Annotated in this window: 22 protein-coding genes; 10 read left to right on the top strand and 12 right to left on the bottom strand. The window is 56.5% G+C overall.

Going from position 1 to position 22,635, the window contains the following annotated elements; genetic code table 11:
• Positions 1-94: 94 nt before the first annotated feature.
• Together wrbA and msrB are read left to right on the top strand one after the other, a co-directional pair.
• A complete protein-coding gene (wrbA, locus tag VLM75_03685; protein ID HSV96019.1) occupies positions 95-706 on the top strand; it encodes an NAD(P)H:quinone oxidoreductase in 612 nt (203 codons plus the stop codon).
• A 179-nt stretch (positions 707-885) separates the two neighbouring features.
• Positions 886-1,956 carry a peptide-methionine (R)-S-oxide reductase MsrB gene (gene msrB, locus VLM75_03680; protein HSV96018.1) on the top strand — a complete coding sequence of 357 codons (1,071 nt, stop codon included), beginning with the start codon at positions 886-888 and terminating at the stop codon, positions 1,954-1,956.
• A 90-nt stretch (positions 1,957-2,046) separates the two neighbouring features.
• Here the strand turns inward: msrB and VLM75_03675 are convergent, their stop codons facing one another.
• Positions 2,047-3,717, bottom strand: a complete 1,671-nt coding sequence (locus tag VLM75_03675) for a DEAD/DEAH box helicase (GenBank protein HSV96017.1) — start codon at positions 3,715-3,717, stop codon at positions 2,047-2,049.
• Positions 3,718-3,944: 227 nt separating this feature from the next.
• Here VLM75_03675 and VLM75_03670 point away from each other — a divergent pair, with 227 nt between their 5' ends.
• Together VLM75_03670 and VLM75_03665 are read left to right on the top strand one after the other, a co-directional pair.
• Complete coding sequence (locus VLM75_03670) at positions 3,945-4,244, top strand: hypothetical protein (GenBank protein ID HSV96016.1); 300 nt, start codon at positions 3,945-3,947, stop codon at positions 4,242-4,244.
• On the top strand, positions 4,241-5,221 hold the full coding sequence (locus VLM75_03665; GenBank protein HSV96015.1) for a hypothetical protein: 981 nt from the start codon (positions 4,241-4,243) through the stop codon (positions 5,219-5,221). The genes VLM75_03670 and VLM75_03665 overlap by 4 nt, the downstream gene beginning before the upstream one ends.
• A gap of 3 nt (positions 5,222-5,224) precedes the next feature.
• On the opposite strand, the gene VLM75_03660 is transcribed toward VLM75_03665, so the two are convergent.
• Positions 5,225-6,499 carry an ADP-ribosylglycohydrolase family protein gene (locus tag VLM75_03660; protein ID HSV96014.1) on the bottom strand — a complete coding sequence of 425 codons (1,275 nt, stop codon included), beginning with the start codon at positions 6,497-6,499 and terminating at the stop codon, positions 5,225-5,227.
• A 177-nt stretch (positions 6,500-6,676) separates the two neighbouring features.
• On the opposite strand from VLM75_03660, the gene VLM75_03655 reads away from it, so the two are divergent.
• Both VLM75_03655 and VLM75_03650 read left to right on the top strand, forming a co-directional pair.
• Positions 6,677-7,759 carry a FecR domain-containing protein gene (locus tag VLM75_03655; GenBank protein ID HSV96013.1) on the top strand — a complete coding sequence of 361 codons (1,083 nt, stop codon included), beginning with the start codon at positions 6,677-6,679 and terminating at the stop codon, positions 7,757-7,759.
• Positions 7,760-8,027: 268 nt separating this feature from the next.
• Entirely contained in the window at positions 8,028-8,780 is a 753-nt protein-coding gene (locus VLM75_03650) for a hypothetical protein (protein ID HSV96012.1), read from the top strand.
• 384 nt (positions 8,781-9,164) lie between these two features.
• On the opposite strand, the gene VLM75_03645 is transcribed toward VLM75_03650, so the two are convergent.
• Positions 9,165-10,619, bottom strand: coding sequence for an AMP-binding protein (locus tag VLM75_03645; protein ID HSV96011.1), 1,455 nt, complete (start codon positions 10,617-10,619; stop codon positions 9,165-9,167).
• Positions 10,620-10,738: 119 nt separating this feature from the next.
• Here VLM75_03645 and VLM75_03640 point away from each other — a divergent pair, with 119 nt between their 5' ends.
• Positions 10,739-11,182 carry a hypothetical protein gene (locus tag VLM75_03640; protein HSV96010.1) on the top strand — a complete coding sequence of 148 codons (444 nt, stop codon included), beginning with the start codon at positions 10,739-10,741 and terminating at the stop codon, positions 11,180-11,182.
• A 4-nt stretch (positions 11,183-11,186) separates the two neighbouring features.
• On the opposite strand, the gene VLM75_03635 is transcribed toward VLM75_03640, so the two are convergent.
• Both VLM75_03635 and VLM75_03630 read right to left on the bottom strand, forming a co-directional pair.
• Positions 11,187-12,296: a M20/M25/M40 family metallo-hydrolase gene (locus VLM75_03635; GenBank protein ID HSV96009.1), complete on the bottom strand. Its 1,110-nt coding sequence runs from the start codon at positions 12,294-12,296 to the stop codon at positions 11,187-11,189.
• 6 nt (positions 12,297-12,302) lie between these two features.
• Positions 12,303-14,792: a sugar phosphate nucleotidyltransferase gene (locus VLM75_03630; GenBank protein HSV96008.1), complete on the bottom strand. Its 2,490-nt coding sequence runs from the start codon at positions 14,790-14,792 to the stop codon at positions 12,303-12,305.
• A gap of 240 nt (positions 14,793-15,032) precedes the next feature.
• Between VLM75_03630 and VLM75_03625 the strand changes: the two genes are divergently transcribed.
• Positions 15,033-15,908 (top strand): hypothetical protein, encoded by an 876-nt coding sequence (locus VLM75_03625; protein ID HSV96007.1) that lies wholly within the window; start codon positions 15,033-15,035, stop codon positions 15,906-15,908.
• A gap of 28 nt (positions 15,909-15,936) precedes the next feature.
• On the opposite strand, the gene VLM75_03620 is transcribed toward VLM75_03625, so the two are convergent.
• From VLM75_03620 to lepB, 3 genes are all read right to left on the bottom strand, one after another.
• Positions 15,937-16,443 carry a cyclic nucleotide-binding domain-containing protein gene (locus VLM75_03620; GenBank protein ID HSV96006.1) on the bottom strand — a complete coding sequence of 169 codons (507 nt, stop codon included), beginning with the start codon at positions 16,441-16,443 and terminating at the stop codon, positions 15,937-15,939.
• Complete coding sequence (locus tag VLM75_03615; GenBank protein HSV96005.1) at positions 16,440-17,648, bottom strand: potassium channel family protein; 1,209 nt, start codon at positions 17,646-17,648, stop codon at positions 16,440-16,442. Before VLM75_03615 ends, VLM75_03620 begins: the two co-directional genes overlap by 4 nt.
• Positions 17,649-17,713: 65 nt before the next feature.
• Entirely contained in the window at positions 17,714-18,238 is a 525-nt protein-coding gene (lepB, locus tag VLM75_03610; protein HSV96004.1) for a signal peptidase I, read from the bottom strand.
• Positions 18,239-18,369: 131 nt separating this feature from the next.
• Between lepB and VLM75_03605 the strand changes: the two genes are divergently transcribed.
• Complete coding sequence (locus VLM75_03605) at positions 18,370-19,554, top strand: pyridoxal phosphate-dependent aminotransferase (protein ID HSV96003.1); 1,185 nt, start codon at positions 18,370-18,372, stop codon at positions 19,552-19,554.
• A 44-nt stretch (positions 19,555-19,598) separates the two neighbouring features.
• Positions 19,599-19,760 (top strand): hypothetical protein, encoded by a 162-nt coding sequence (locus VLM75_03600; protein HSV96002.1) that lies wholly within the window; start codon positions 19,599-19,601, stop codon positions 19,758-19,760.
• 10 nt (positions 19,761-19,770) lie between these two features.
• Here VLM75_03600 and VLM75_03595 read toward each other — a convergent pair whose 3' ends face one another.
• From VLM75_03595 to VLM75_03580, 4 genes are read right to left on the bottom strand one after another with little or no spacing between them, the layout of a single operon-like run.
• Positions 19,771-20,700, bottom strand: a complete 930-nt coding sequence (locus VLM75_03595; protein ID HSV96001.1) for a class I SAM-dependent methyltransferase — start codon at positions 20,698-20,700, stop codon at positions 19,771-19,773.
• Positions 20,697-21,110, bottom strand: coding sequence for a hypothetical protein (locus VLM75_03590; protein HSV96000.1), 414 nt, complete (start codon positions 21,108-21,110; stop codon positions 20,697-20,699). The genes VLM75_03595 and VLM75_03590 overlap by 4 nt, the downstream gene beginning before the upstream one ends.
• Before the next feature lie 13 nt (positions 21,111-21,123).
• The gene (locus VLM75_03585) at positions 21,124-21,984 is read right to left on the bottom strand and encodes an HDOD domain-containing protein (protein HSV95999.1); all 861 of its coding nucleotides are present in this window, start codon (positions 21,982-21,984) and stop codon (positions 21,124-21,126) included.
• Positions 21,985-22,004: 20 nt separating this feature from the next.
• The gene (locus VLM75_03580) at positions 22,005-22,484 is read right to left on the bottom strand and encodes a chemotaxis protein CheD (protein HSV95998.1); all 480 of its coding nucleotides are present in this window, start codon (positions 22,482-22,484) and stop codon (positions 22,005-22,007) included.
• Positions 22,485-22,635 lie beyond the last annotated feature (151 nt).

Here is a 22,635-nt window from a genome sequence, read left to right as displayed (position 1 = left end):
GCACCGCCGGCCGGCTTGCGGATAATTGACTACAAGGCTGAATATTATTATATTACTATCATCTTAACATCAATGAAAAAAAGGAGGACTGCTCATGAAAATATCGGTTGTTTTTTATTCGGCCTACGGGCATATCTATCGGCTCGCGACGGCCGTCGCCGAAGGGGTGCGTGAGGTGAAAGGGGCCGAACCGGTTCTACTGCGGGTTCGCGAGACGCTGCCGGAGGAAGTGCTCGAACAGGCGGGGATTGCCGCCGCGCAGAAGGCCTTTGCTCAAATTCCGATCGCGACGCTCGACGATCTGGAAAAGTCCGACGCCATAATTTTCGGTACGCCGACCCGGTTCGGGAACATGTGCGCACAGATGCGCGCCTTCCTCGACTCCACCGGGCCGTTGTGGTCGAAGGGCGCGCTGGTGGGAAAGGCCGGCAGCGTCTTTACAAGCACGGCCACTCAGCACGGCGGACAGGAATCGACAATACTGAGTTTCCATACAACCCTGCTGCATCAGGGGATGATCATCGTTGGCCTGCCGTACGCCTTCGAGGGCCTGACGAGAATTGACGAGATGTCCGGGGGGTCGCCATATGGCGCATCGACGATCGCCGGCGGTAAAGGCGAACGCCAGCCCAGTGAAAACGAGCTGGCCGGTGCGCGCTTTCAGGGGCGTCACGTCGCTCAGATTGCGGCAAAACTGACCCGATAGGCTCGAAAGGATGCGGTTTTAGCCCTTCGGAAACCAGAAGAGGAACATGCTGCCGGTCCGTTGGTAGTGACGTTAATCAGTGCTGTTGAAGAGGACAGTCCGCTTCTTTGCAGGCACTTGACTCGTCCCGGATGTTTTAGTATATTAGTATATGCTTTATTTGGGATGGGAGAGGGCCAATGGATCAATACTTGGTAAAATACGGCATACTTTTCCTTGTCGTTCTTTTCGCGGCGGTGACCATTGCCTCGAGGCAGAATGAGGAGACGGCAATCTTCGCCGGGGGGTGTTTCTGGTGCATGGTTTCGCCTTTCGAGCAAATGGAGGGTGTTAAAGAAGTGGTATCGGGATACACCGGAGGGGAGCTTGAGAATCCCACCTATGAGGACGTAACCTCCGGGAAGAGCGGCCACCTCGAGGCGGTGCAAATACGCTTTAATCCCTCGAAGATCACCTATGAAAAGCTTCTCGAGATTTTCTGGCGACAGATCGATCCCACCGATTCGGCGGGGCAGTTTATCGACAGGGGTGCGCAGTATCGAACGGCGATTTTTTATCACGACGCCGAGCAGAAACGTGTCGCCGAGAAATCACGCGATGAGCTTGCGCGATCAAAAAGGTTCGGAAAACCGATCGTTACCGAAATACTGCCATCAATAAGATTTTACCCGGCTGAAGACTACCATCAGGATTACCATAAAAAGAACGCCCGGCGTTACAAATACTACCGGCATTTTTCCGGCCGCGATTTATTCATACGCTCCGCGTGGAGCCGGGATGGTCGTGGCGATTCCGCCGGGGATGTGCCCGTGTACACAAAGCCCTCCGAAGATGAGATCAAAAAGAAGCTTACCCCTCTTCAGTATAAAGTGGCGCGGGAGAACGGCACCGAGCCGCCGTTTAAGAACGAGTACTGGAACGAGAAGCGCGACGGGATTTATGTCGATATAGTCAGCGGAGAGCCGCTCTTCAGCTCGAAGGACAAGTACGATTCCGGGACCGGCTGGCCCAGCTTTACCAGGCCGCTCGTCGCCGAAAACGTGGTCGAGCGGGTGGATCGTTCGCTTTTTGTGACGCGGACGGAGGTGCGAAGCAGGTATGGCGATTTGCATCTCGGCCATGTCTTCGAAGACGGGCCGGCTCCCGCCGGGCTTCGGTATTGCATGAATTCGGCGGCGTTCCGATTCGTGCCGAAAGAGGATCTTGAAAAGGAAGGTTATAAGGAGTTTATTAAACTGTTCGATAAATAAAAATGCCGCGCTTCAGCGCGGCAAAGAAGGGCTAAGATTATCAAGGGGGCGGATACTGTTTTGAGTCGGCCCCTTTGTTATAAAGCTCTTTCAGCTCTTGATTTTAAACAGGTCAACCAGCTTTTTAATGGCGCCGGTAACTCCTTTCTTCTTCGAGGTTTTTTTGCCGCCCTCGCCAAGCATGAAATCCTCGCCGTATTTCTGGCTGTAGTACGCCAGGCGTTCCTCGGCAGTGGCGTTGCCGGGAAGGCGGCCGGGGATGCTCTGCGAACCGCTTCCCTGGCGGCGGTTGTCGCGATGCCGTTTGTCGCCATCGCGGCGCGAGTCCGGCTTCCTCTGTCCCTGTCCGGAGGCCGCCTGCGGAGGCCGACTGTCCTGTCGCGGACGACGTTCGCCGGCCGGCTTGCGGTCCGATTGCGGTTTGCGATCACGCTGCGGTTTCGGTTCCGCCGCCGCCTTAGGTTCCGATGCCGAGTCCGCCGGCCGTTGCGGCCTTCGCTCCCTGCGACCATCTTTTCTGTCGCCGGTTTGGGGCGTCCTGCCGCCCGCCCCTCTTCCTCCGCGATCGCTTCGCTCGCGACGACCGCCGTCAGCGCTGCGCGGGGGTGGTCCGGCGTCCTTTATGTTCCTGGCGAGGAGGTCTTCATATTCCCATTCGGTCGGTATTTTCATGCCAATGAATTTTTCGATGGCCTCGAGGTTGAACACGAAGGCCTCGCAGGCGAGGGATATCGCCTTGCCGGATTTCCCGGCCCGTGCCGTTCGGCCGATGCGGTGAACGTAGTTTTCGCAATCATCAGGAAGGTCGTAGTTGACCACCATGTCGAGGTCCTCGATATGAAGGCCCCTGGCCGCCACATCGGTCGCCACAAGAAGGGTTGTGCGGCCGGACTTGATGTTCTCGATGATTTTGAGCCTGCTCTTCTGCGGAAGGTCCCCGCTTATGTACTCGTTGGGGTAGCCGTTGGCCGCGAGCCTGCGCGAAACGATTTCGGCCATCTTCTTGGTGTTGGTGAAGATGAGCACGCTCTTCGGCTCTTCCTTTCGCATGAGGCCCAGAAGCAGGCTGAACTTTTCTTCGCGCGAAACGTGGTACATCTTCTGTGAAATGGTGTCGACCGTCACGTTTTCGGGCTGGATCTCGATTTCGGCCGGATCGTTCATATATTCCCAGGCGAGCTGTTTGACGCGCTGGCTGAGTGTCGCCGAGTAAAGCATGGTAAGGCGTTGGGTCGGAGGCGGCATCTTTTTCACCATATACCGGATGTCAGGGATGAATCCCATATCGAACATCCGGTCGGCCTCATCGATCACCAGGATTTCAAAGGCCTTGAGTTCCAGCTTCCCGGATTTATAAAAGTCGATAAGGCGGCCCGGTGTGCCCACGTAGACGTTTAGATTGTCTTGAAGCAGCTTCTCCTGTTTCTCGTAGCCGATTCCGCCGAAAAAACTGCCGACCTTAAAACGGCAGTGCTTGCCCAGAAACTTCGCCTCTTTTTCTACCTGAACGGCGAGCTCTCTCGTCGGTACGATGATGAGCGCCTTTTTGTTTTTATAACGGTCGCCGGTGAGGAAAAGGTGGAAGATGGTGATGAGGAAGGCCGCCGTTTTCCCGGTGCCCGTCTGCGACTGAACGTATACATCGATACCCTTGAGGGTCTTTTCGAGGGTCATTTCCTGTACCGGGGTGCAGTCGGTGAACGCGGCGTCATCGATCCCCCGTATTACGTCGGGATGAAGATTGAATTCTGCGAATTTCATCAGGTTCCTCTGTAGGTCAGTGTGGGGGAATTCCCGTCAGGCTGTATTTCTTTTAACACAGTACCGGTTAATGCCTAATGCATCCAAATTGTCAACATTTTTCATTGTGATTATAGCAGGAAAGGGGCCTGTCGGCGATTTTTATTTCAATATTGCTTGCCATTATGCCGGTTTCGGGATAGGCAGGTTGGAATTTGGCTCCGCCTCTATCCGCGGAAAGAACGCCCATGAACGAAATACTGCCGGACATATTCGTCGTAAGGGAACGGGGCGCCTTCGGCGCCTTCAGGCCCGGGATGGTGCGCGGCCGGGTGGCACTCACGCTCCGGTTCCTCGAATTGCGGGGGATGGTAAACATATCTGATGGAATGGGAGGGGCCAGGTTCTTCCCCGCCGTTGTCGGCCGGTCCGCAGATGGATGCGGCACATCGGACACATGTGATGAAAAGATGGGGCAGGCGGGCGAAACGGTCATGCGCTCCGCGATCGGGGGCCGCCCGATTCGTCCTCGTGGCATAAAGAAATGAACGGTCACGCGGGAAACCGGCACGAGGGCTGCTATTTCTGCGGCCCCCGGGGTTATCTTTTCAATGGATGGGAGCGGACGCCGGCGGGGGGCCGCGCGGTATTGAAAATTGACGGCCGGCATGAGGGATGGCCGGGCATACCCCACGGCGGTGTCGGCATGACGTCGATTGTCGAGCTTGCCGACCTCGCCGACCCGTCCGTCTTCGAACAGGGATGGTGCGCCGATTTCAGGTTCGGGGGCGATCGCATCGCGGTCGGCAACGAGGTGACGGTTGATATAAAGGGTGCCGGCGGTTCATGGAACGGCTCAATCGTCGGGCCCGGCGGCGGAAATCCGTACCTTCGCGCCACCGTCCGCCAGGTTTCCGGTGGGCTCGTGGAGGGTGAGCGAGAGAATATGGAAGCGCTGCTCGCGGAGCCGGTAAAGGCCGAGAGCTCATTTGTCATTCCCGTTTTCTCCGATAAAATTATTTTCAGGGACCGTTATCAGTCGCTGCATACACGCCGGGTCTTTGAGTTCAGGGAGACGGAAACGGGGAATATCTATACGGAATGCCTGCACGAGGGCGAAAGCGGATCGATGCAATGCACCGAGATGAATACCATCTCTCCGAGCCGCGTGCATCCCGGCGCGATCATCGCCATACTTGACGAAACTCTGGCGTGGGCGGGATTTCTAACCGTATGGCAGGGCGGGGTTACCGTGGACCTGTCGGTTCATTTCGCGGGTCCGGTCTTCCTGAACGACCGGATATTCTCGGTGGGCTTCTGTACGGGCGTAAAGGGGCGGCACCGCAGAAAGCTTGCCCTGTGCAGTGGCGGTATCTTCGCGGCGCGCGGCGGCCGGTTTGTCCCCATCGTAACGGCCACGGGGCGCTGGCTTACCGACCCGGAATACAAGGAGAAGATGCTCGGCTATATCATGCCGGAGGCCCTGTCGCTCATTGCCGAGGTGCACCGCAAGCTCAACTCCTGACGGTCAGTCGTCGTCCCCGTGTCGCTTCTCCTTCTTCCACCGGGCCTTGTCGACCTTTGTCCAGCTCTCGACCACATGCCGCGACAGTTCGCGCTCGGCGTCCTTTCGCGCGCCCGGTTTTTTTGTAGCGGTCGGCCGGCGGCGGTTTCGCGCGGTATATTCCTCGATTTCCTTGCGCGTAAGGGGCGCCTCCGCGGCCAGGAATTCGCGCGCGTGTCCCTCTGCGGCCCTGTTTCGAGCGGCAGTCTCCACGATGTCGAGCAGCCTGCGGCGGTTGACAAGTCCGTCGAGCAGTCCATCTGAGATCCAGGCCTTTCCGGCGGCCGCACCCGCGAGCGACCCGCAGAGAGAAGCCAGTATCCCGCAGGCGCCGCCTCCGTCCGCGGCGGCGAAGAGGGCCGATTCCGGTGCGTCATGATGGGCGCCGCACAGCACAAGCGCGAAGGGTGGCAGGGCAAGTGGATGGTTTACCGTCGCCCGGGTGATGGGACTTTTTACGTGACGATTAACGGCGGAACAGATGAGCGGCACGGCCGCGTCGATTCCGCTTCTGCGGCCGAGTTCGCGAAAGAGGTCGCGGAAATCCGTCGTCGCCCGGAGCAGGGTCTCGGGGTTGAGCCCGGCCCGGAACACCAGATCAGACCGCCCGTCGATCTCCGTGGCGAGCAGTTCGGCGGAGGCCGCGGCAATCTCGAAAAGCGGTTCTGGCGCGGGTATGGCGGTCTCGGTCCTCAGGGAGCGGAGGACCCCGCCGAATACAAGCGCGGCGGCGATGGAGACCGGGTCCCGGTTGAACACAAGCGCCGCCTCGAGGCCGCGGGGAGCGCCGCCCTCGCGGACTTCCGTTATCGCGGCGAAGGGAGCCGTAATGGCGGCAGTCCGGGCGCAGGTGACCGGGGGGACGGCGCCGGTCTTACGGGTGAGCCGTTCAAGTAATGCGCGCTCCGCCGGCCCCGGATGGCGGAATACGCCGAACGCGCTTCCTTCCACGGAGGGGGCGTTCGAGATTATTTCCATGAACCGTCCCATGTCCGCCCCCCGCGGCGTCCGGTCGGTCATAAGGAGAAGCAGGGTCATCTGAGAGAGGGAGGAATAAAGCGCAGGTTTTCGCCAGCGGTGCATCTTCCCCCTGAGCGCGGGCTCCGGATCCGCATAGTCCCTGATATGGCCGAATACGGAACGTATGTGTCCGGCGCTCAATCCCTCCAGCGGCGTGCATAGCGCGTCGCCGATAACGGCGCCAAGCATGATACCCGTATTTTTCTGGTTTTCGCTCATTTTTTACCGCCCGATATGCTTGCCTATCCGGGCCGTATTGTCAAAGATTTATAGGTCTGCATTGCGGCCTGGTTTTAAAAAAAGACGAATTACTTGCATTTTTAAGAAAAAGGCGCAGTACTACATCATATATCCAGGGGCAATCATCGCCCCGTAATGGTTTTACAGGGGGGTGTTATGAAAAGATTGACGCTGGTATGCCTGATCGTCGTGGCTTCGTTATGGATGGGATGCGCGAAGGCCGTCGACGAGTACGCGACGGTGATGTTTTTTATCGGGGACGTTAAGATAAATGATGCCGCGACCGAGATAGGCGCGATGATAAAGGAAAACGACCGGCTCGTCACCGCGGGCCGGTCCTCGTGCGATCTGAAGATCGGCGATTCGATAATCAGGATCAAGGAAAACTCGAAGGTGCTCATCTCGCAGCTTATGAGAAAGGGCGCGGTCGAGAACACGGCGCTTGGCCTTGAGGTCGGCAGGATGCTGTGCAAGCCCAAAAAGCTCATGAAGAAGGAGAGCTTTCTGGTGAAGACACCGACGGCGGTGGCCGGCGTGCGGGGCACCAAATTCACCGTCGAGGCCGACATCATGAAGACCACGCGGATAAAGGTTTACGAGGGAAGCGTGAAGGTCATAAAGCGGGTCGAGAAGCTGGAAGGTTCAATTGAGAAAATAATGGAAGGGGCGCCGGCGGTCGAGGAAAAGGAGAAGGTCGTCGTAACCGAGAATGACGTAAAAAAGGCCACGAAGCGGGTGGATGAAATCCTCGCCAGGGAATCGGGTGAAGGATTCGAGGTCGCCGTGGTAAAGGTAATAGAGGAGGCGGGCGGCGACGTTGTCGTATCTCGAAAGGAGGTCCAGGCGTTCAAGGTTGAGGACTTCAAGGACGAAAAGAGCGAACTGATTGCGGTAGAAGAGCGGCCCAGGGAGGTCATCCGGCAGATCGCGGCGGTCGTCAAGATGGAGAAGGAGAAGCCGAAGCCCGATGGACGACTCCTGATCACCAGATACGAGATCTATTTTATCAAAAACGGCAGCGTGCTCTGGGAAGGGAAGGTGATAAATCCTCCAGTGCGCAGGGATGACAGAATTTATATCGCCTCCGGCGATTACGTCTACTGCGCATCGGCAGATGGGCCGGTGCTCTGGCGGAAAAACCTAAACAACGACGGAAGGCTTGAGATTAGGGGCGACAGGCTGATTGTCCATGCCAGGGGAGGGCAGAAGTCGCTCGATCTCGATACCGGCCAGGAATAACCCGCCGTTCGAATCGTGGAGGCAAAGGGCGCGGGCCGGACGGCCGCGCCCTTTTTGGCTGGTGCGGCGCCTGTTTGAAATTTACCGCCGCAATGCGATATTATTGTTGCCAATTCCCCCGGTGTTTTGTAGCTTACTTGGGCGTTAATTCGGGACAATCCAGTTTTTTAATAATGGCCGTGTGATTTCTGGCAGTCCACAGACTGGCTGTTCGCCGGGCCGCGGGCCATGCTCGGGAATTGCGGATAAGATAATTAGGGAGGAAGTTTTGAAAGCAAGGAGAATATCAATTATCATACTGATTGCTGTCCCAATGACATTCGGCGCATTCATCGACGCGGGAGCTCAGTCGGGCAGAAAGCCGTTGCAGAACAACATCGCCAGCGGAAAGTATATCCATAACGACCTGGTCACCATGTTCAATGTGAAGCAGCTGCCGGTTCCGGCCACCAACGATGATTACGCAATATTCCAGTCCATCGGCAAGGTGAGCAATGTCATAATCGGAAGGTTTAAGAAGGGAGCGCGCCAGGTGGTGCTCATCACGGACAACGACGCCGATGGCAAGGTCGATTTCGCCTGCGTCTGGAACGTGGACGGCGGCGCAGTCGACATCACGCCGAAGCCTGAAACGGTGTATGGCGAGGCTCAGTTCCGGCAGATGAAAGACGAGATCGTGAACGGTAAGAGCGGACTGGTAAGTCCCAATCCGGAGGGAATAGCCTACATGCGCGTTCTTCTCGAAAGGACGTCGAACATCATCAAAATGAGAAACGGTTTCCGCGTTTCCGGGAGCGATCCCGATGTGGTGGGGCTCGAAAGGGTAAACTACTTTTTCTCGGACAACGGCGTCCATGGGGCGGATCTAGCCTTCGAGGTAAAATACAACAACATTGGCCAGATCCGGGTAATCCCGATTATAACCGTATGGGTTTATTGCAAGGACTCGTCTGATCCCTTTGTCATTGAGACCGTGAAGAAATTGAATGCGGAGGCGGCAGAGCGGTTCTTTAAAAAATAGGAAAGATGTCCTGTATTCAGTACATGTGTACTAAATACAGGACGATAATCCCCTCGCATTAATACATCTCTGTGAAAAACAGGCGATTCTGCCGGGCCTTGACTGCGATAACCATGCAACCATTTAAACATTACACGGTGATTGAATAGTAAAATCGAGTAAAATCGGTTTGAGAAAAATTATTGGGCTTAATATTCGGGTATTATTAACTACTGGCATGATATATGCTCTATAATATATAGTGAGCTGGGATATTCCTGGTACACTTTAATTTCCTTCCAAATATTCCGCTAAATTTGCGCGAGGTATTCTCCACGGATACCTCTCTTTTTTTCAACGGAGCCTTTTTATCGCTACCCCAGCCGCAGCCGAATAGTTGAACGCCTAAGAATGTACAATAAATGTGTCCGGAATCTTGTAGAGTGAAAAATTCTCGCGGCACCAAAGGCGAATGGCGTCAGCGCTCAGGTCATGCCCCCTTTTTACGGTAATCTCGGCCTCGAGTGATTCTTTGAACGTGCTGTCGTTATTCATCGTAAAGTGTCCTGAAACCAGGACGCTTTCGATAGAGGGGTGGTTCAGTATTAGCGTTTCGACCTCGCGCGGATAGACGTTGAATCCCTTTCGGATGATCATGTTTTTTGAGCGTCCGGTTAAATAAAAGTAGCCGTCGGTATCGATATATCCCGTGTCACCGGTGCGAAGCCAGCCGTCGACGATGTGGAGGGCCGTGGCATCCGGGCGCCGGTAATAACCCGGCACCACGTTTACGCCTTTCACCAGGATCTCGCCCGTGTTGCATGAAGGGTGGTCGTTTCCATCCAGCGCAATTCTCGCCTGATTGTACGGCATCGGGGTTCCGATCGACCCGTGGCGGTTCGGCATTCCGGGCCTGTTCCAGGTAACGATCGGGGATGCCTCGGTGAGCCCGTATCCCTGTCGAATGTCGATACCGAAATGCTCCATCATGATGGCCTGTGTCCGAGTCGATATGGCTTCCCCCCCGGATATCCATGTGCGCATTCCGGGGAACCGGGCACCCGAGGGGATTACGGAGGCCAGTATGCTATACATGGCCGGAACCCCCGCGAAAACCGTAGAGCCTGCGTTCAGCGCCGCCATCACCGCCTTCGGGGAGAAGTGTCCGAGCAGGTGCAGAGGAGCCATATTGTACAGGGGGACGAAGAGCGATGAAGTAAGGCCGAATGCATGGAAGAGCGGTAGAACAGTGATGAAAACATCGTCCCGGCGGGCGAAGATATCGGCCGAGGCGCGCGCCGTCTCGTAAATGCCCCGGTGAGTGATGAGCGCCCCGAGCGCACAGCCGTCCATGGCCGACGTGTAAATGATGGCGGCGGGCTCGTCGTCCGCCACGGAGACTGCACCACCGGATGAGCGCGCCTTCCCGGCCGGTTCCGAAAGCGAAACGAATTCACCGGCGACATCGGTCGGAATAATCGCATCGCGCGGAAGTATATACGAGCTTCCGTGGCGAAGGTCGTCGAGCCTGTCGGATGTGGTGATAAGAGCTTTCGGCTCGCATTGCTCGACGTAGCGTCGCATCTCGTGGCGGCGCGCGGCCGGGTTTACCGGTACCGCGACGGCCCCGATCCGGTTGAGGGCGAGAAAGCCGTAAATGAATTCAGGGGAGTTACTTAACTGGATGATCACGCGCTCTCCGCGCCCGATTCCGCGTGTTTCGAATGCGGCGGACAGGCTTTCCGCCGCCGACAGGGCGCGCACGTAGCTTACCGTCTGTCCGTTGTGATAAAAGAATGGCGAATCCGGCTTCGCGTCCGCTGCTGCGCGTAAAAGGTTAAAAAGGTTTGTCGCGCTCACGCTGGTTCGATTGAATAAGGGGGACTACGGTCCCTTTTGCTTGACTTTCCAGGTACTATGCCCATACTCAACCCGGATGTCAAGATATAACGGATCCCGGATGAATAACCGTTCAACGAATGATAGCGCTTTTTTTTATCACCATACTGCAGATATCCTTCCTGACGCACATCTTTTTCCTGATAAGCTACATTTCGAAAAAGCAGGACAGGTATTTCAGGGGATTCCTTACCACCGCGATAACCAACATCTTCATAGGAATTTTTCTCGCCGTGCTGGTCCTCATAAGCCCCGCCGAGGTCAAGGCGCTCAACCTCGACCGCATGCTCTTCATCGAATCCGGGCTGGTTTTTTTGCTTTCGCTTTTCATAAAGGGGCGCGTTTCGATGAGGATCTACCGACGGTCCCAGGACCCGCGGCACTACCATTACTCGTATTTCGGCAAGAAGGTCATCCACGCAAGTGCCGTCACCTCGCGCGACCTGCTCACCTATTTTCTCACGCTGCCGCTCACGCTTATCTGCGGGGCGTATTTCGTGGTAAAGCTGGGGTGCGCCAGCTGAGGCCTCAGGCGGAGTCGATGAGGGCGAGCACCAGACGGGTGCCCGATGCGATGTCGCGCATGTAGATGAATTCCTTCGTGGTGTGGACAGCCCTCATGCCTATGGCGAGGTTCACCGCCCTTATCCCCGCGCGGTTTATAATGTTGGTGTCGCTGCCCCCGCCGGAGCTTTCGTAGCGCGGTGTCTTGCCGATCTTCCGAACGGCGGAGGCCGCCATTCGCACCACGGGGCTGTCCTCCCTGAGGGAAAAACCGGAGTACTCGAGATTGCGCGTTATCCTGATTTTCGCTCCATGGCGGGCTGCCGTTTCCGTCGCCGTTTTCTTAATCCGCGCCTCGACCGAGCGCAGCTTCGCCGGTTTGATCGAGCGGACCTCCAGTTTGCAGTAGGCGTTTTCCGCAACGATATTGGTGGCCTTGCCACCGCTTATGATCCCCGCGTTCGAGGTCGTTTCCTTGTCGATTCGTCCGTGCGGCATGCGGGTGATGATTTCCGAGAGGACACGGATGGCGCTTACGCCCTTCTCGGGCTCCATGCCCGCATGGGCGGCCTTACCCTTGACGAAGAGTTCCATGGTAAGCTGTGTCGGGGCTTCGAGTACGATGCCGCCGATATCGCCGCCGCTGTCGAAAACGAAAGCGAAGTCCGCGCGAATGAGCGAAAGATCGAAGCCCTTGATGCCGTAAAGCCCGATCTCCTCCGCGCATGAGAAGAGAAATTCGAGCGGGCCGTGCCGCATGTCGGTTTCCTTGAGGATGCGCATGGCCTCGATAAAAGCGGCGATCGCCGCCTTGTCATCTCCCCCGAGGACCGTTTTCCCGTCGCTGGTTATTTTACCGCTCCTGATAACCGGAACAACGTTTTCGCAGGGGACCACGGTGTCCAGGTGGCATGAAAACAAAAGGGTCTTGCGGCCGGGATCTCCGTCTATCCGGGCCAGCAGGTTGTGCGACTGGCCGCATGGATGGAGCGACCAGGAGACGCCCAGCTCGTTGAATATGGGCGCAAGGTATTCGATTACCGGCTTTTCCTTCCACGACGGCGACGGTCTTTTTACCAGGTCGATAAACGTATTTTGCAGGCGCTCCATGTTTATTTCGTACATCGGTGCCATGGTATCTTATCCTTTCTTGAATTTTTTAACCATGAGGATAAACTCCTCGAGTATCGCGTCACGGGCGTCAATGGAATCGCCGTCGGCATAGAAATGCATTAGGGGGAGTGTCGCGTCCGGGAGAATGAGCGTCCAGGCGTTGTCCCGTACAATCCGCACGCCGTCGATCATCTCGATTCTGGTCCCCTCTGGCGGCGACAGCGAGGAGAGCATCCGCATGACCGACGCCTTCTCTTCCATGCTGCAGGGGAGCGAGGTGCTGTGGATGTTGCCGCGGGGCAGGCGCTCCCGCAGTTCGTGCAGGGGCCGGTCTTCGGTGGCGATGAGCTCGAGAATAATGAGGGCGACGATCATGGGATCGTAGGCCATCTCGAGATAGGGATACCGCCCGGATGGTCCGGACTGGAAGATATCGGGTGCTTCCTGCGGGGCGCGTATATTGGAGCTGGTGCGCAGTATCGTCGCTCCGTACGCATGGCCGACCTTCTCGATTACCGATGGCGACACTATCGGAATGTTGATCGTCTTCTCGCCGCGGTATTTCATATAATACAGGGCCAAAAGGGCGCCCGTCTCGTCGGATGAGAGCACATTCCCCCTTTCGTCAATGATGGTCAGGTATTCTCCATGCGGACCGATTATGACGCCGATCTCGCGGTTCGCCCGCGCCATGTCGACTATTTCCTCCAGCGCCTTTCGTGTCTCGAGCCTTAACTCATTCTCGCTCAGCGTTTCCTTGATCTGTCCCCGGAGCACCGACACGCTGCAGCCCAGGCTTACGAGCAGGTCGGGGAAGACATAGGACGTCGCTCCGTTGAAACAGTCGACGATGATGTTAAAACGTTTTTTCGAGAGTATCTCGTGATTGACGTACCTTTTTACGTTCGACAGGTACGACTCGAGATGGTGTATCGGGTATACGAGTTTTCCGACCTCGAAAGCGTCCTTGCGCGGATAGTCTCCGCGGTAAAAGATGCTTTCGATCTTCTTTTCCTCGGCTACCGATATCTGGAAACCGAGTTTGTTGAATACCTTGATCTGGACGAACTGGAGGCCGGTCATGGGCGATACCTGCACGTAGATGCCCAGATCGGCGCTGATAAAGCGCGTCGAATAGCGGTTGATGGGAATGGATTCAATCTCCATGTCATACACCTCGACCCCCATGGAGAGGAGGCCGGCCGTAAGCGCGCGCTTGATGAGGCGCGCCGCCGCGGTCGTGTCGCGGCTTATTATCACGATGGTGTTTTTTCCCAGGAAGGCGCCCAGGGCCGAACCGAGCCTGGCGCTGAATTCCGGCGTGATCTTGGTGTTGAATGAGCCGAGGATGCCGTCGGTCCCGAAGAGCACCTTTTTTTCGGTCCGTCCCCATATGAGGTCGGTGGTGAGGCGGGTGCCCTGTTCGACGATCTTTTCGGGCCACACCCGGATGCCCGGGGGGATTTCCGAACCGCTGCCGATCTCGCAGTCGTCGCTGACCACCGCTCCCTCGTAGATGGTGACGCCGCTTTCAATGACGCAGCGTTTTCCAATGACCGCACCGCGAAGCTCGCTCTTCGGTCCGACGATCGTGTTAGGAAGGATGATGCTCCTCTTGACCGAGGCTCCCTCGTCGATTACGCAGCCGTCGCCGATAACGCTGAACTCCGATATCTCGGCCCCGGACTTGACCCTTACAAAATTACCGAGTACGACCGGGCCATGGATGACCGCCTCGGGTGAAATTTCGACGTTGCGCCCGACCCAGACGTTCTCCCCGATTTTTTTTCCGGGGAATTCGATATTGACGAGGCCGTCGAGAATCGCGCGGTGTACTTCGCGGTACGAGTTGAGGGTGCCCACGTCGCACCAGTATCCGTCGGCGATGAATCCGTACAGCGGGACTCCCCTTTCCTGTAAAATGGGAAACAGGTCCGTGGAAAAATCATATTTGGTGTCTTCGGGTATGAAGCGGTTGAGTATTTGGGGTTCGATGACATACATTCCGGTGTTTACGGTGTCGCTGAAAACTTCGCTCCACGCGGGCTTTTCGAGGAATTTGTCGATACGGCCGTCGTCTTTTGTTATTACAATTCCGTAGTCGACCGGTTCGGCCACCCGTGTGAGTACGACTGTAAACGGCGACCGCTTTTCGCGGTGGAACTTGAGAATCTTGTCGATATCGAAATCGATGATGCCGTCCCCGCTGAGAACGATCACGGTATTGCGGGTATTGCCCGCGGCCTGTTTGACCCCGCCCGCGGTCCCCAGGGGGGACTCCTCTATGGAGTAGGTGATATTGACGTCCCACTCGGAGCCGTCCCCGAAGTAGTTCTGAACGTTTTCCGGCCTGTAGAAGAGGCTTACTACGATATCGGTGATACCCTTTTTTCTGAGAAGGTTGACGGTGTGCTCGATTACCGGTTTGTTGATGATGGGAATCATCGGCTTGGGGCGGTTGCTGGTGAGCGGCCGTAGCCGCGTCCCCTCTCCGCCGGCCATAATGATCGCTTTCATTTGATCACCGTCCTCCGGCGTCCCTCTCACGGCTCGGGGCGCGAAAATATTCGAGTTTTCGCGAAACCCGGGAATGCGATCCCTTCGCCGGGCATGCGCGGGGAAAGCTTCAATATTCCCGGATTGTGATAAAAATCACGATAATGCCGCTGCGAATGAAAATCTAACAGACGAAAATGGCTTGTCAATTATAATCTTTGGATATAGACTCGGGCCATTCTCCCACCAAGGAGACTGTTGATGAGAGTCCGCGAGCATATGTTATGCGCCACAGCGTTTGTCATGGTCTTCGCGATTCCGTCCGGCGCCCCGACTGCTGAAAACCGGTACATTGAGTCGCTGCGCTCGGGGTCGCACGAGCGGCGAATAGACGCCATGCTGCAACTCGGCTTTGCCGGCAACAAGGCGGCGTTTTTTTACCTTGTTGAGAACCTGAACAGCGGGCGCGATAAGGAGTCTGCAGCCCGGCGCCACGTGCGGACCCGTTCCGTCGCGGCGGAAGCGCTTGGAAGGCTTCGTGACGATCGCGCCGTGCCCCATCTCGTTATGCGCTATGGTGGCGAAGAAAGCCCCGAGGTGAAGAGATCCATTCTGTTTGCGCTCAGTTTCTTCAAGTCGGCCGCGGCAGAGGGTGTTGTCAATGACGGCCTGTCCTCCGGCGACGAAGGTGTTCTGTTCGAGGCGATCCGGACCGCGGCGCTTTCAGAGAATGCATCACACGCACCACGATTGCGCGATATTGCGGCCGGATCCCCAGTGGAGCGCGTTCGGCTTGCCGGCGTTTATGCGCTCGTGGCGCTGGGCGATGACGTTGAAAAAAACACGACGCTCCTGGAGGAAGGCCTGAAGAGCCGCGATCCCGAAGTTAGGTTCCGGGCGGCCGTTTACCTTGGAGAGGTCGGCCGCGCCGGCTCGCTCGAAAACCTCGCGAAGGCGCGCGAGATTGAAAACATGGACTGGGTGAAGCGGGAGATCGACATCGCCGCGGCCCGACTTGCGACAATGCGGAAGCGGCAGCGAGAGAGGGAGGAGGACGAGAGACTGGACCGCATCATGGCCGGCAGGCAACAGGGTGAATCCGGAACAAACCGTCCGGACAGGGGCGAGGCGAAGTAGCGACGTCCACGGGGAAATGGTGGACGTTCTATCGGGAGAGCGCGATGCTGAGCGCGGTGGTGAGCTTCAGAATATCGCGGTTTCCTCCGCGAATGCGCGCACACAATATGCCGGCGATATTGGCAAGTATCCTTGCGCCGATATCGGGATGCACTTTCAGAAACTCATTGAAATCGTCTTTGTCTATCTCGTAAAGCACGCAGGTCTCGAAGGCTTTGACGGTGGCCGAGCGAGGCTGTTCCTCGAACACCGACATCTCGCCCAGGAGGCCGACCTGTTCGGCCCGAAGGCGCACCAGGGACTTCTCGACATCGCTGTACCCGCGCTCGTTCGAAACCTTCATGGTGATGACATTGGAAACAACCGCCTCCCCCTCGATGAAAAAGAACATGCTGTTGCGTTCCTCGCCCTCCTCCATGATGAGGTCGCCCTTCTCGAACACCGCTCGCTTGCAGTAGTCGAACAGGGTGCGCGCCTCCATCTCGGAAATGCCCCTGAGGATTACCGTATCCCTGAATTTTTCGAATTCGGTCATTCCTTCACCTTCGTCCCGTCGATCACCAGCGCGCGGTCGTTTCCCTGGATCACATAGTGCCATCCCGGATTTACCAGTACATTGAGCTTGCCGCCCGTGTCGGCGAAGTAGTCGAGCTGTGATTCGGCGAATTTTCTTTTTATGAAATCGTCAATCGACGATGGGTCCTCGGAGAGGAAGTCGTCGATTGAGAGTTTCCTGGATTCGGAAATGACACCTATCAGCAGGCTTCCGTCGCGGTCCCTGATGAAGCCGAAAAGATCCTGGAAGCTTTTTCCCACGTAGTGCGACGGAACCGGTACAGACGTAACTCCGCGCCCGAGATTGAAAGACATCAGCTCCCTGAGCGCCTGCGGGACGCCTGGATGCATGGCCGAATTGATAAGCAGAAAGCTGTTGAACTCGCCGTTGACCACGACGCTCTCCACGCTCGTGCGCTTGAGGTACTGCTCGTTTTGAGGATTGATGATCTCGGCGCTTATGCGCGCCCCCGGATTGATATTGTTGACGGCGTACGCCGCGAGCACGACCCTCTCGTCGGCGTTACCGAGGGAGTTTTCCCCCGACTCGTCGGCAAGGAGTAGTATGGAGCGAGCCTGGCGGATATTCGCGTTTTCAAGGGTCTGCTCGTGAGTAAAGTTGCCCCGGACGAATTCGATCGAAAGAAACTTGGATGCGTACGTGAACTGCAGTTCGTTGAGAGTGTCGATATCGAGGTCGTTGACCAGTACCGCGTCGAGCTTCTTCCGGTTTTTATCGCAGATCGCCTGAAGGCCGTGGAGTATCCTCACGGCGTTCTGGTTCCATCCGCAGATGATAAGGTGGTCGCTCAGGTTTATTTTCTGCAATCCCTTGCCCTCCTTCATTTTTCGCTCTACAAGGATCGACGCGATGGTGCCGGAGATGACGATGGTCAGGATCATACCCGTTCCGATCATTAAAATGGCGAGAACCTTGCCGGGCCAGGTTACGGGGAATTTATCTCCATAACCGACCGTGGTGATGGTGATGAAGCCCCACCAGATCCCGTCGCCTATCGTTTTGATGAGCGCGCCCGGCTCGAGATGTTCAAAGTAATAGACTGCGGTCCCGAACAGGCTTACCGTAATGAGGAAAACCAAGAAAAGGCGGGACACCTTCTCTTTTCTGAGTATACCTGCGGCATCGATAAAGCGGCGGAATGTTTCTCTAAACAGGGTCTTCATTCTCAGTTTTATATTTCAAATCCCGGGAATACCGGGCTTCCCCGATTATGTGACAGTTCCCCAATTCAATAACGATATATCACCCTTCCGATTATGCTTCCGCTTGCAACCGGCCCGAACTCGCGGCTGTCCAGGCTGTAATCGAGATTGTCGCCCAGAAGAAAAAGGGCGTGCCGCTCGATCTTCACCGCGGTCATGTTATCGCGCCCCGAGAAGCTCATCGGGAATACTCTATTATCGGTTGTAATTGTCTTCCATTTGAATTGCGCACGCTCATTATTAATATAAATCACCCTGTTTCGAAGCTCCACGACGTCGCCCTCGACGGCCGCGACCCTTTTCAGCAGATATTTCCCGGGTTCGACCGGGCTTTCGACCAGTACGACGTCTCCGGTACGCGGCGTCCCGATTCTGAGGGCGTACACCCTGTCGCCGTTTCTGTAATTCGGATTCATAGATGCGTCCGACACCCTGAATCCGGTAAAGACCAGCCTGCAGACGATAAAACCCGCGATTATTCCGACAAGGCCGAAAACGAACCGTGAAGCCGGCGGTAGGCCGAATCGTGATGTAGCACTGTCGATACTCATGGAAGAGCCTCGGGACTTTCTTTTTGCGCAGTATGCGGCGGCGCTGATTATTTACAAGAAGAAAAGTGCTTGATTAAAGCCTGGAAAACGGGTTTGCTGAGCGTACCATACTATCGATCGAGAGGTGCGCCATGCCCGTAGCAGCGAAGATCAGCGATTCGGTGAGCAAATCGTCATGGATCCGGAAGATGTTCGAGGAGGGGCTCCGGCTCAAGGCGCAGTTCGGCGAGGAGAATGTCTTCGATTTCAGCCTTGGAAACCCCGACATCAGCCCGCCGGTCGAGTTTGGCGACACACTGAAGGCCCTTATCGACAAGAACGAACGGTGGGTGCACGGCTACATGCCAAACGCCGGGTTCGGGGACGTGCGCGAGGCGATCGCGTCGCGTGTATCGAAGGAGCAGGGATTCGACCTCCAGGGGAAACACATAGTCATGAGTTGCGGCGCCGCTGGCGCCCTCAACGTCATCTTCAAGACGATACTCAATCCGGGAGATGAGGTGATCGTTCCGCGGCCTTACTTCGTCGAGTACGGCGCCTATATCGACAACTACCGGGGGCAGATCGTCCTGGCCGACACGAACCCTGATTTTTCGCTCAACATCGGCAACATCCGCTCCGTGCTCACTGAGAAGACCAGGGCGGTGCTCATCAATTCGCCGAACAACCCCACCGGGCGGGTCTACCCCGAGGAGGACATAAAGGCCCTCGGTGCGCTGATAAAGGAGCACATGGAGTCGACCGGTCGTATCATTTACCTGGTGTCCGACGAGCCCTACCGCGAGATCGTCTACGAAGGCCTTCAAGTTTCAAGCATACTCAAACACTGCACCCAGGCGATCGTGGTGACCTCATACTCCAAGACTCTTTCGGTGGCGGGCGAACGGATCGGGTACATGGCCGTGCACCCCGGGTGCGTCGAGACCGACGTGCTGCTGTCGGGGCTCATTCTCTCGACGCGCATACTCGGCTTTGTGAACGCTCCGGCGCTCATGCAGCGCGCGGTGGCGCGGCTTACCGGCGTGTCGGTCAACGTGAACATTTATAAAAAGCGCCGCGACCTTCTCATGGAAGGCCTCAAATTCGCCGGATACGATTTTGTCAAACCGGAGGGCGCGTTCTATATCTTCTGTAAATCGCCCATCCCCGACGACGTTGCCTTCGTCGGCCATTTGCAGAAGTTCAACGTCCTTACGGTCCCCGGATCGGGTTTCGGCGGCGCGGGATATTTCCGTATTGCGTACTGCGTTTCAGAAAACGTTATCCAGCGCGCCGTGCCGAAGTTCAAGGAAGCGCTGGAGGGGCTCGGGTCCTGAGGCGGGGCATAGAAGAAGCATAATTAAATTTCCTGGAGGAAAGAATGGCGGAAGAAAACAAGGCGAGTATGGCGGCTAAAAATAAAAAGATAAACAGGCTGAAAAAGGACGAGCTTAAAAAGAAGATTGATGAGATCGAAAAGGCCAACCATGTAAAGTCCAGGTATTATCGTCACCTTACTATGCGCTCGACCGAGCTCGGGTAGCGCCCGGGCCTCATTCACTCCTCAGTAAGAGCAGGTACTCGTACCGGTAAAGATCCTCGATGAACTGGCGGATGGCCTCGTGGTCGTCCCGCCCCGAGCGTGACGTCATTATGAAGCGCACCTCGTTCGTCCATTCCACATGCAAAAAGTCCGCGAACGGCCCGCGCAGGCATTCGTATCCCATGGCGCGGGCAATCCTTTCGAGATGGGCAAACTTAACGGTGTACTCGTCGTGGCCTTTTAACCGTATTCTCTCGGGGGTTCCCGGAGATGGCATTGGGATCAGGGGCCGGTATTGCGGTGGCACGACGGCTTCGCAGCTGTGTTCACTTAAGTACAGCGTCCGTACGCGCTCACCGCACAGTTTCTCGACCGCAAGCGCGGCACCGAGGTTGAAGACAAACGGCCCGTCAGGATGGTCGAGACCGTAGTCGCGGATAAGGCGGCGGGCCGTCTCGAGCTCAGAAGAGCCCCCGGTGCCGCCGAGGGCCTTCGCCGTGAGGTTGCAGAGCGCCGGGAAATCGCCGATGTTTTCGTTGAGGATGGCCAGGTCGAGCCCGTTGAGCAGTCCGGCATCGAATTCCAGGAAGTCCTGGAGCAGGAACTCGGCCCGGTTTTCTCCAAGTGTCTCGCGCTGTCGCTCGAGCAGGAAAGGCGAGATGTCCAGCATTACCGCGTCCAGGTGCGGGTGCGCCTCGACCAGGTCCCGCATAAGGTATCCATATCCTCCGCCGACCTCGAGTACCCGGTGGACACGGTTCCAGTCGATGTGCCGCGACAAAAATTCCTCAAGGTGCGATCCATAGGTCCTGTTTCCCGCAAGAATCCGCCTGCACGGGCTCGAAGGCTGCTGCAGCATATTGCACACGGTGAGCTCCCAGCCGAGGGATTCCATGTGACGGCGGTGGTAGTCGGCCGTGGAATTGAGATACGGATTCATATGAAAATGTCACTGCCTTTCGGGACGGCGCCCCTGCCGCAGAGCAGATATCCGAGGAGAACAATCGCAAGGAGGATGATGACGACGATTGCCGTTATCCGGCGCTGTTCCACCACGGGGAGGAGGCGGAAGTTCTGGAGCTTATACTTAATGGAGAGCAGGCCGATGATGATCGCTTCCCGGATTTTCCCGATGTACATCCGTCCGAAAAAATCCCTGAAACGGCTGGAGGCGGCCCCCTTTCCCCTTTTTCCGTGTTTAACGTCGAACCGGGCGTTCGTGTACAGGGCCGGGTTGTCGGGATCGGCGATAAAACCGTGACCGCAGGCGCAGCGTACGCGTATCGTACCCTTGTCAATGGGGAAGCGCAATCTCTTCCCGCAGGAAGGGCATGTCTTTATGAGAAACATGGTATCGAACGCCTCAGAGTATGCCGGAGGCCTGGTCAAGAACCTGCGGCATGTCGCCGTAAAGCTCTTCCATCTCGCGGTTGGTGAGACCCAGCGCCTTAATGGCCGTATCGCTCAGTTCATGATACAGCCCGTCCGCTCCGATGCCGATGCCCGCCATGAGGCAAAGCGTGTTGGCGATATGGACGATGGAGACGATGGGCAGAAACTCCGCAGGCGCCCTGTCGGGCTGGTGGTGGTGGCGGACGATGGACTTGAGGACCTCGGGAAATTTCCATTTGTTGAGTATGTTCTCCCCGATCTCCTGATGATCGAAGCCCATTGTTTCCTTTTCGGCCTCTGAGAACTGTATCTGCCTGGTCTGGACCAGTTCGAGAATCTCCCTGAATGTGTTCTGCACGAACAGGGCGAGGACCGTTTTTCCTACATCGTGGATTATTCCGCCGGTGAAGGCTATGTCGGCGATGCTCTTTTTATTCTTTAAGACGGCTATTCTTTTCGACAGGACAGCCACGGCGATTCCGTGTTTCCACAGCTCGCCGCGCGCGAGGTCGTATCCAACGATTATCTTGTTCAGAACTTCGCGCGTCGCCGCCACAACGACGATGTCCTTTACCTCTTTGATGCCAAGCGTTACGATCGCCCGGTCTATTGAGGAAATTTCCTTGCCCTTGCTGAAGTACGCGGAATTGCAGAGTTTCAGGATATTGGTGGTGATGGCCTGGTCCTTCGAAATCTCGTCGGCAATGGCCTTGAATGCGACATCAGGGTCGTTGACCATGGTGAGGACCTTGCTCGCCACATCCGGAATGGAGGGAAGCTGGTCGAGGTTGTTGATAATTCCCTGGATTCTTTGCTGTATATGCGCATGCATGAGTTTACTCCGCGAAATGGTTATACTTTGTAATAGAGTTTTTCCTGGCCCCCGGCCTTGACCTTCATTCGGCCGTCATCGAGAAAGAAGTCGATGACCCTTCCCGTGTTGCCCCCGGTGTCTTGCTCGAGAACGGGAATGCCGTTCTTTTGGAGCATCTTTTTACTTTCCTCAACGTTACGCTCGCCGATCTGCCCCAGAGTTACGTTCGCGGTGAATTTGAACATCGAGGCGCCTCCCGCCAGCTTCGCCGAAAGAAATTCTTTTTTCGCCCCGTCTCTGACAAGGCGGGCGATGAGCAGGGGAATGGCGCTATCGGCGTATTTTTCGGGGTTTCCGCCTCCGGGGTTATTGGGCAGCAGTATGTGCGCCATCCCGCCGACTTTTTTCATTCTGTCGTATATGCAGATCCCGACGCAGCTCCCAAGTATCGTTCTCAATATACTCGGACTGGAGGATGCCCCCACCTGGGAGACTCCGACGTTTATTAATGTGTTCATACCTGTAACTCTTGGATCCCTTGTTTTTCGATCCGGCGCCCGCGGTACAAATTTACGGTGAAGGCCCGCGGGCGAGGCCCGGGCGAAACGCTGCGGCTTTTCGCCCGAAATTGCGATCATCGAACCTGCCTCGAATCCGGCGTTTTCCCGG

The sequence above is a fragment of the Spirochaetota bacterium genome, from assembly GCA_035477215.1.
GTDB lineage: Bacteria > Spirochaetota > UBA4802 > UBA4802 > UBA5368 > MVZN01.
Note: the sequence above shows the minus strand (reverse complement) of the source record. Positions and strands in the feature narration are given on the sequence as shown.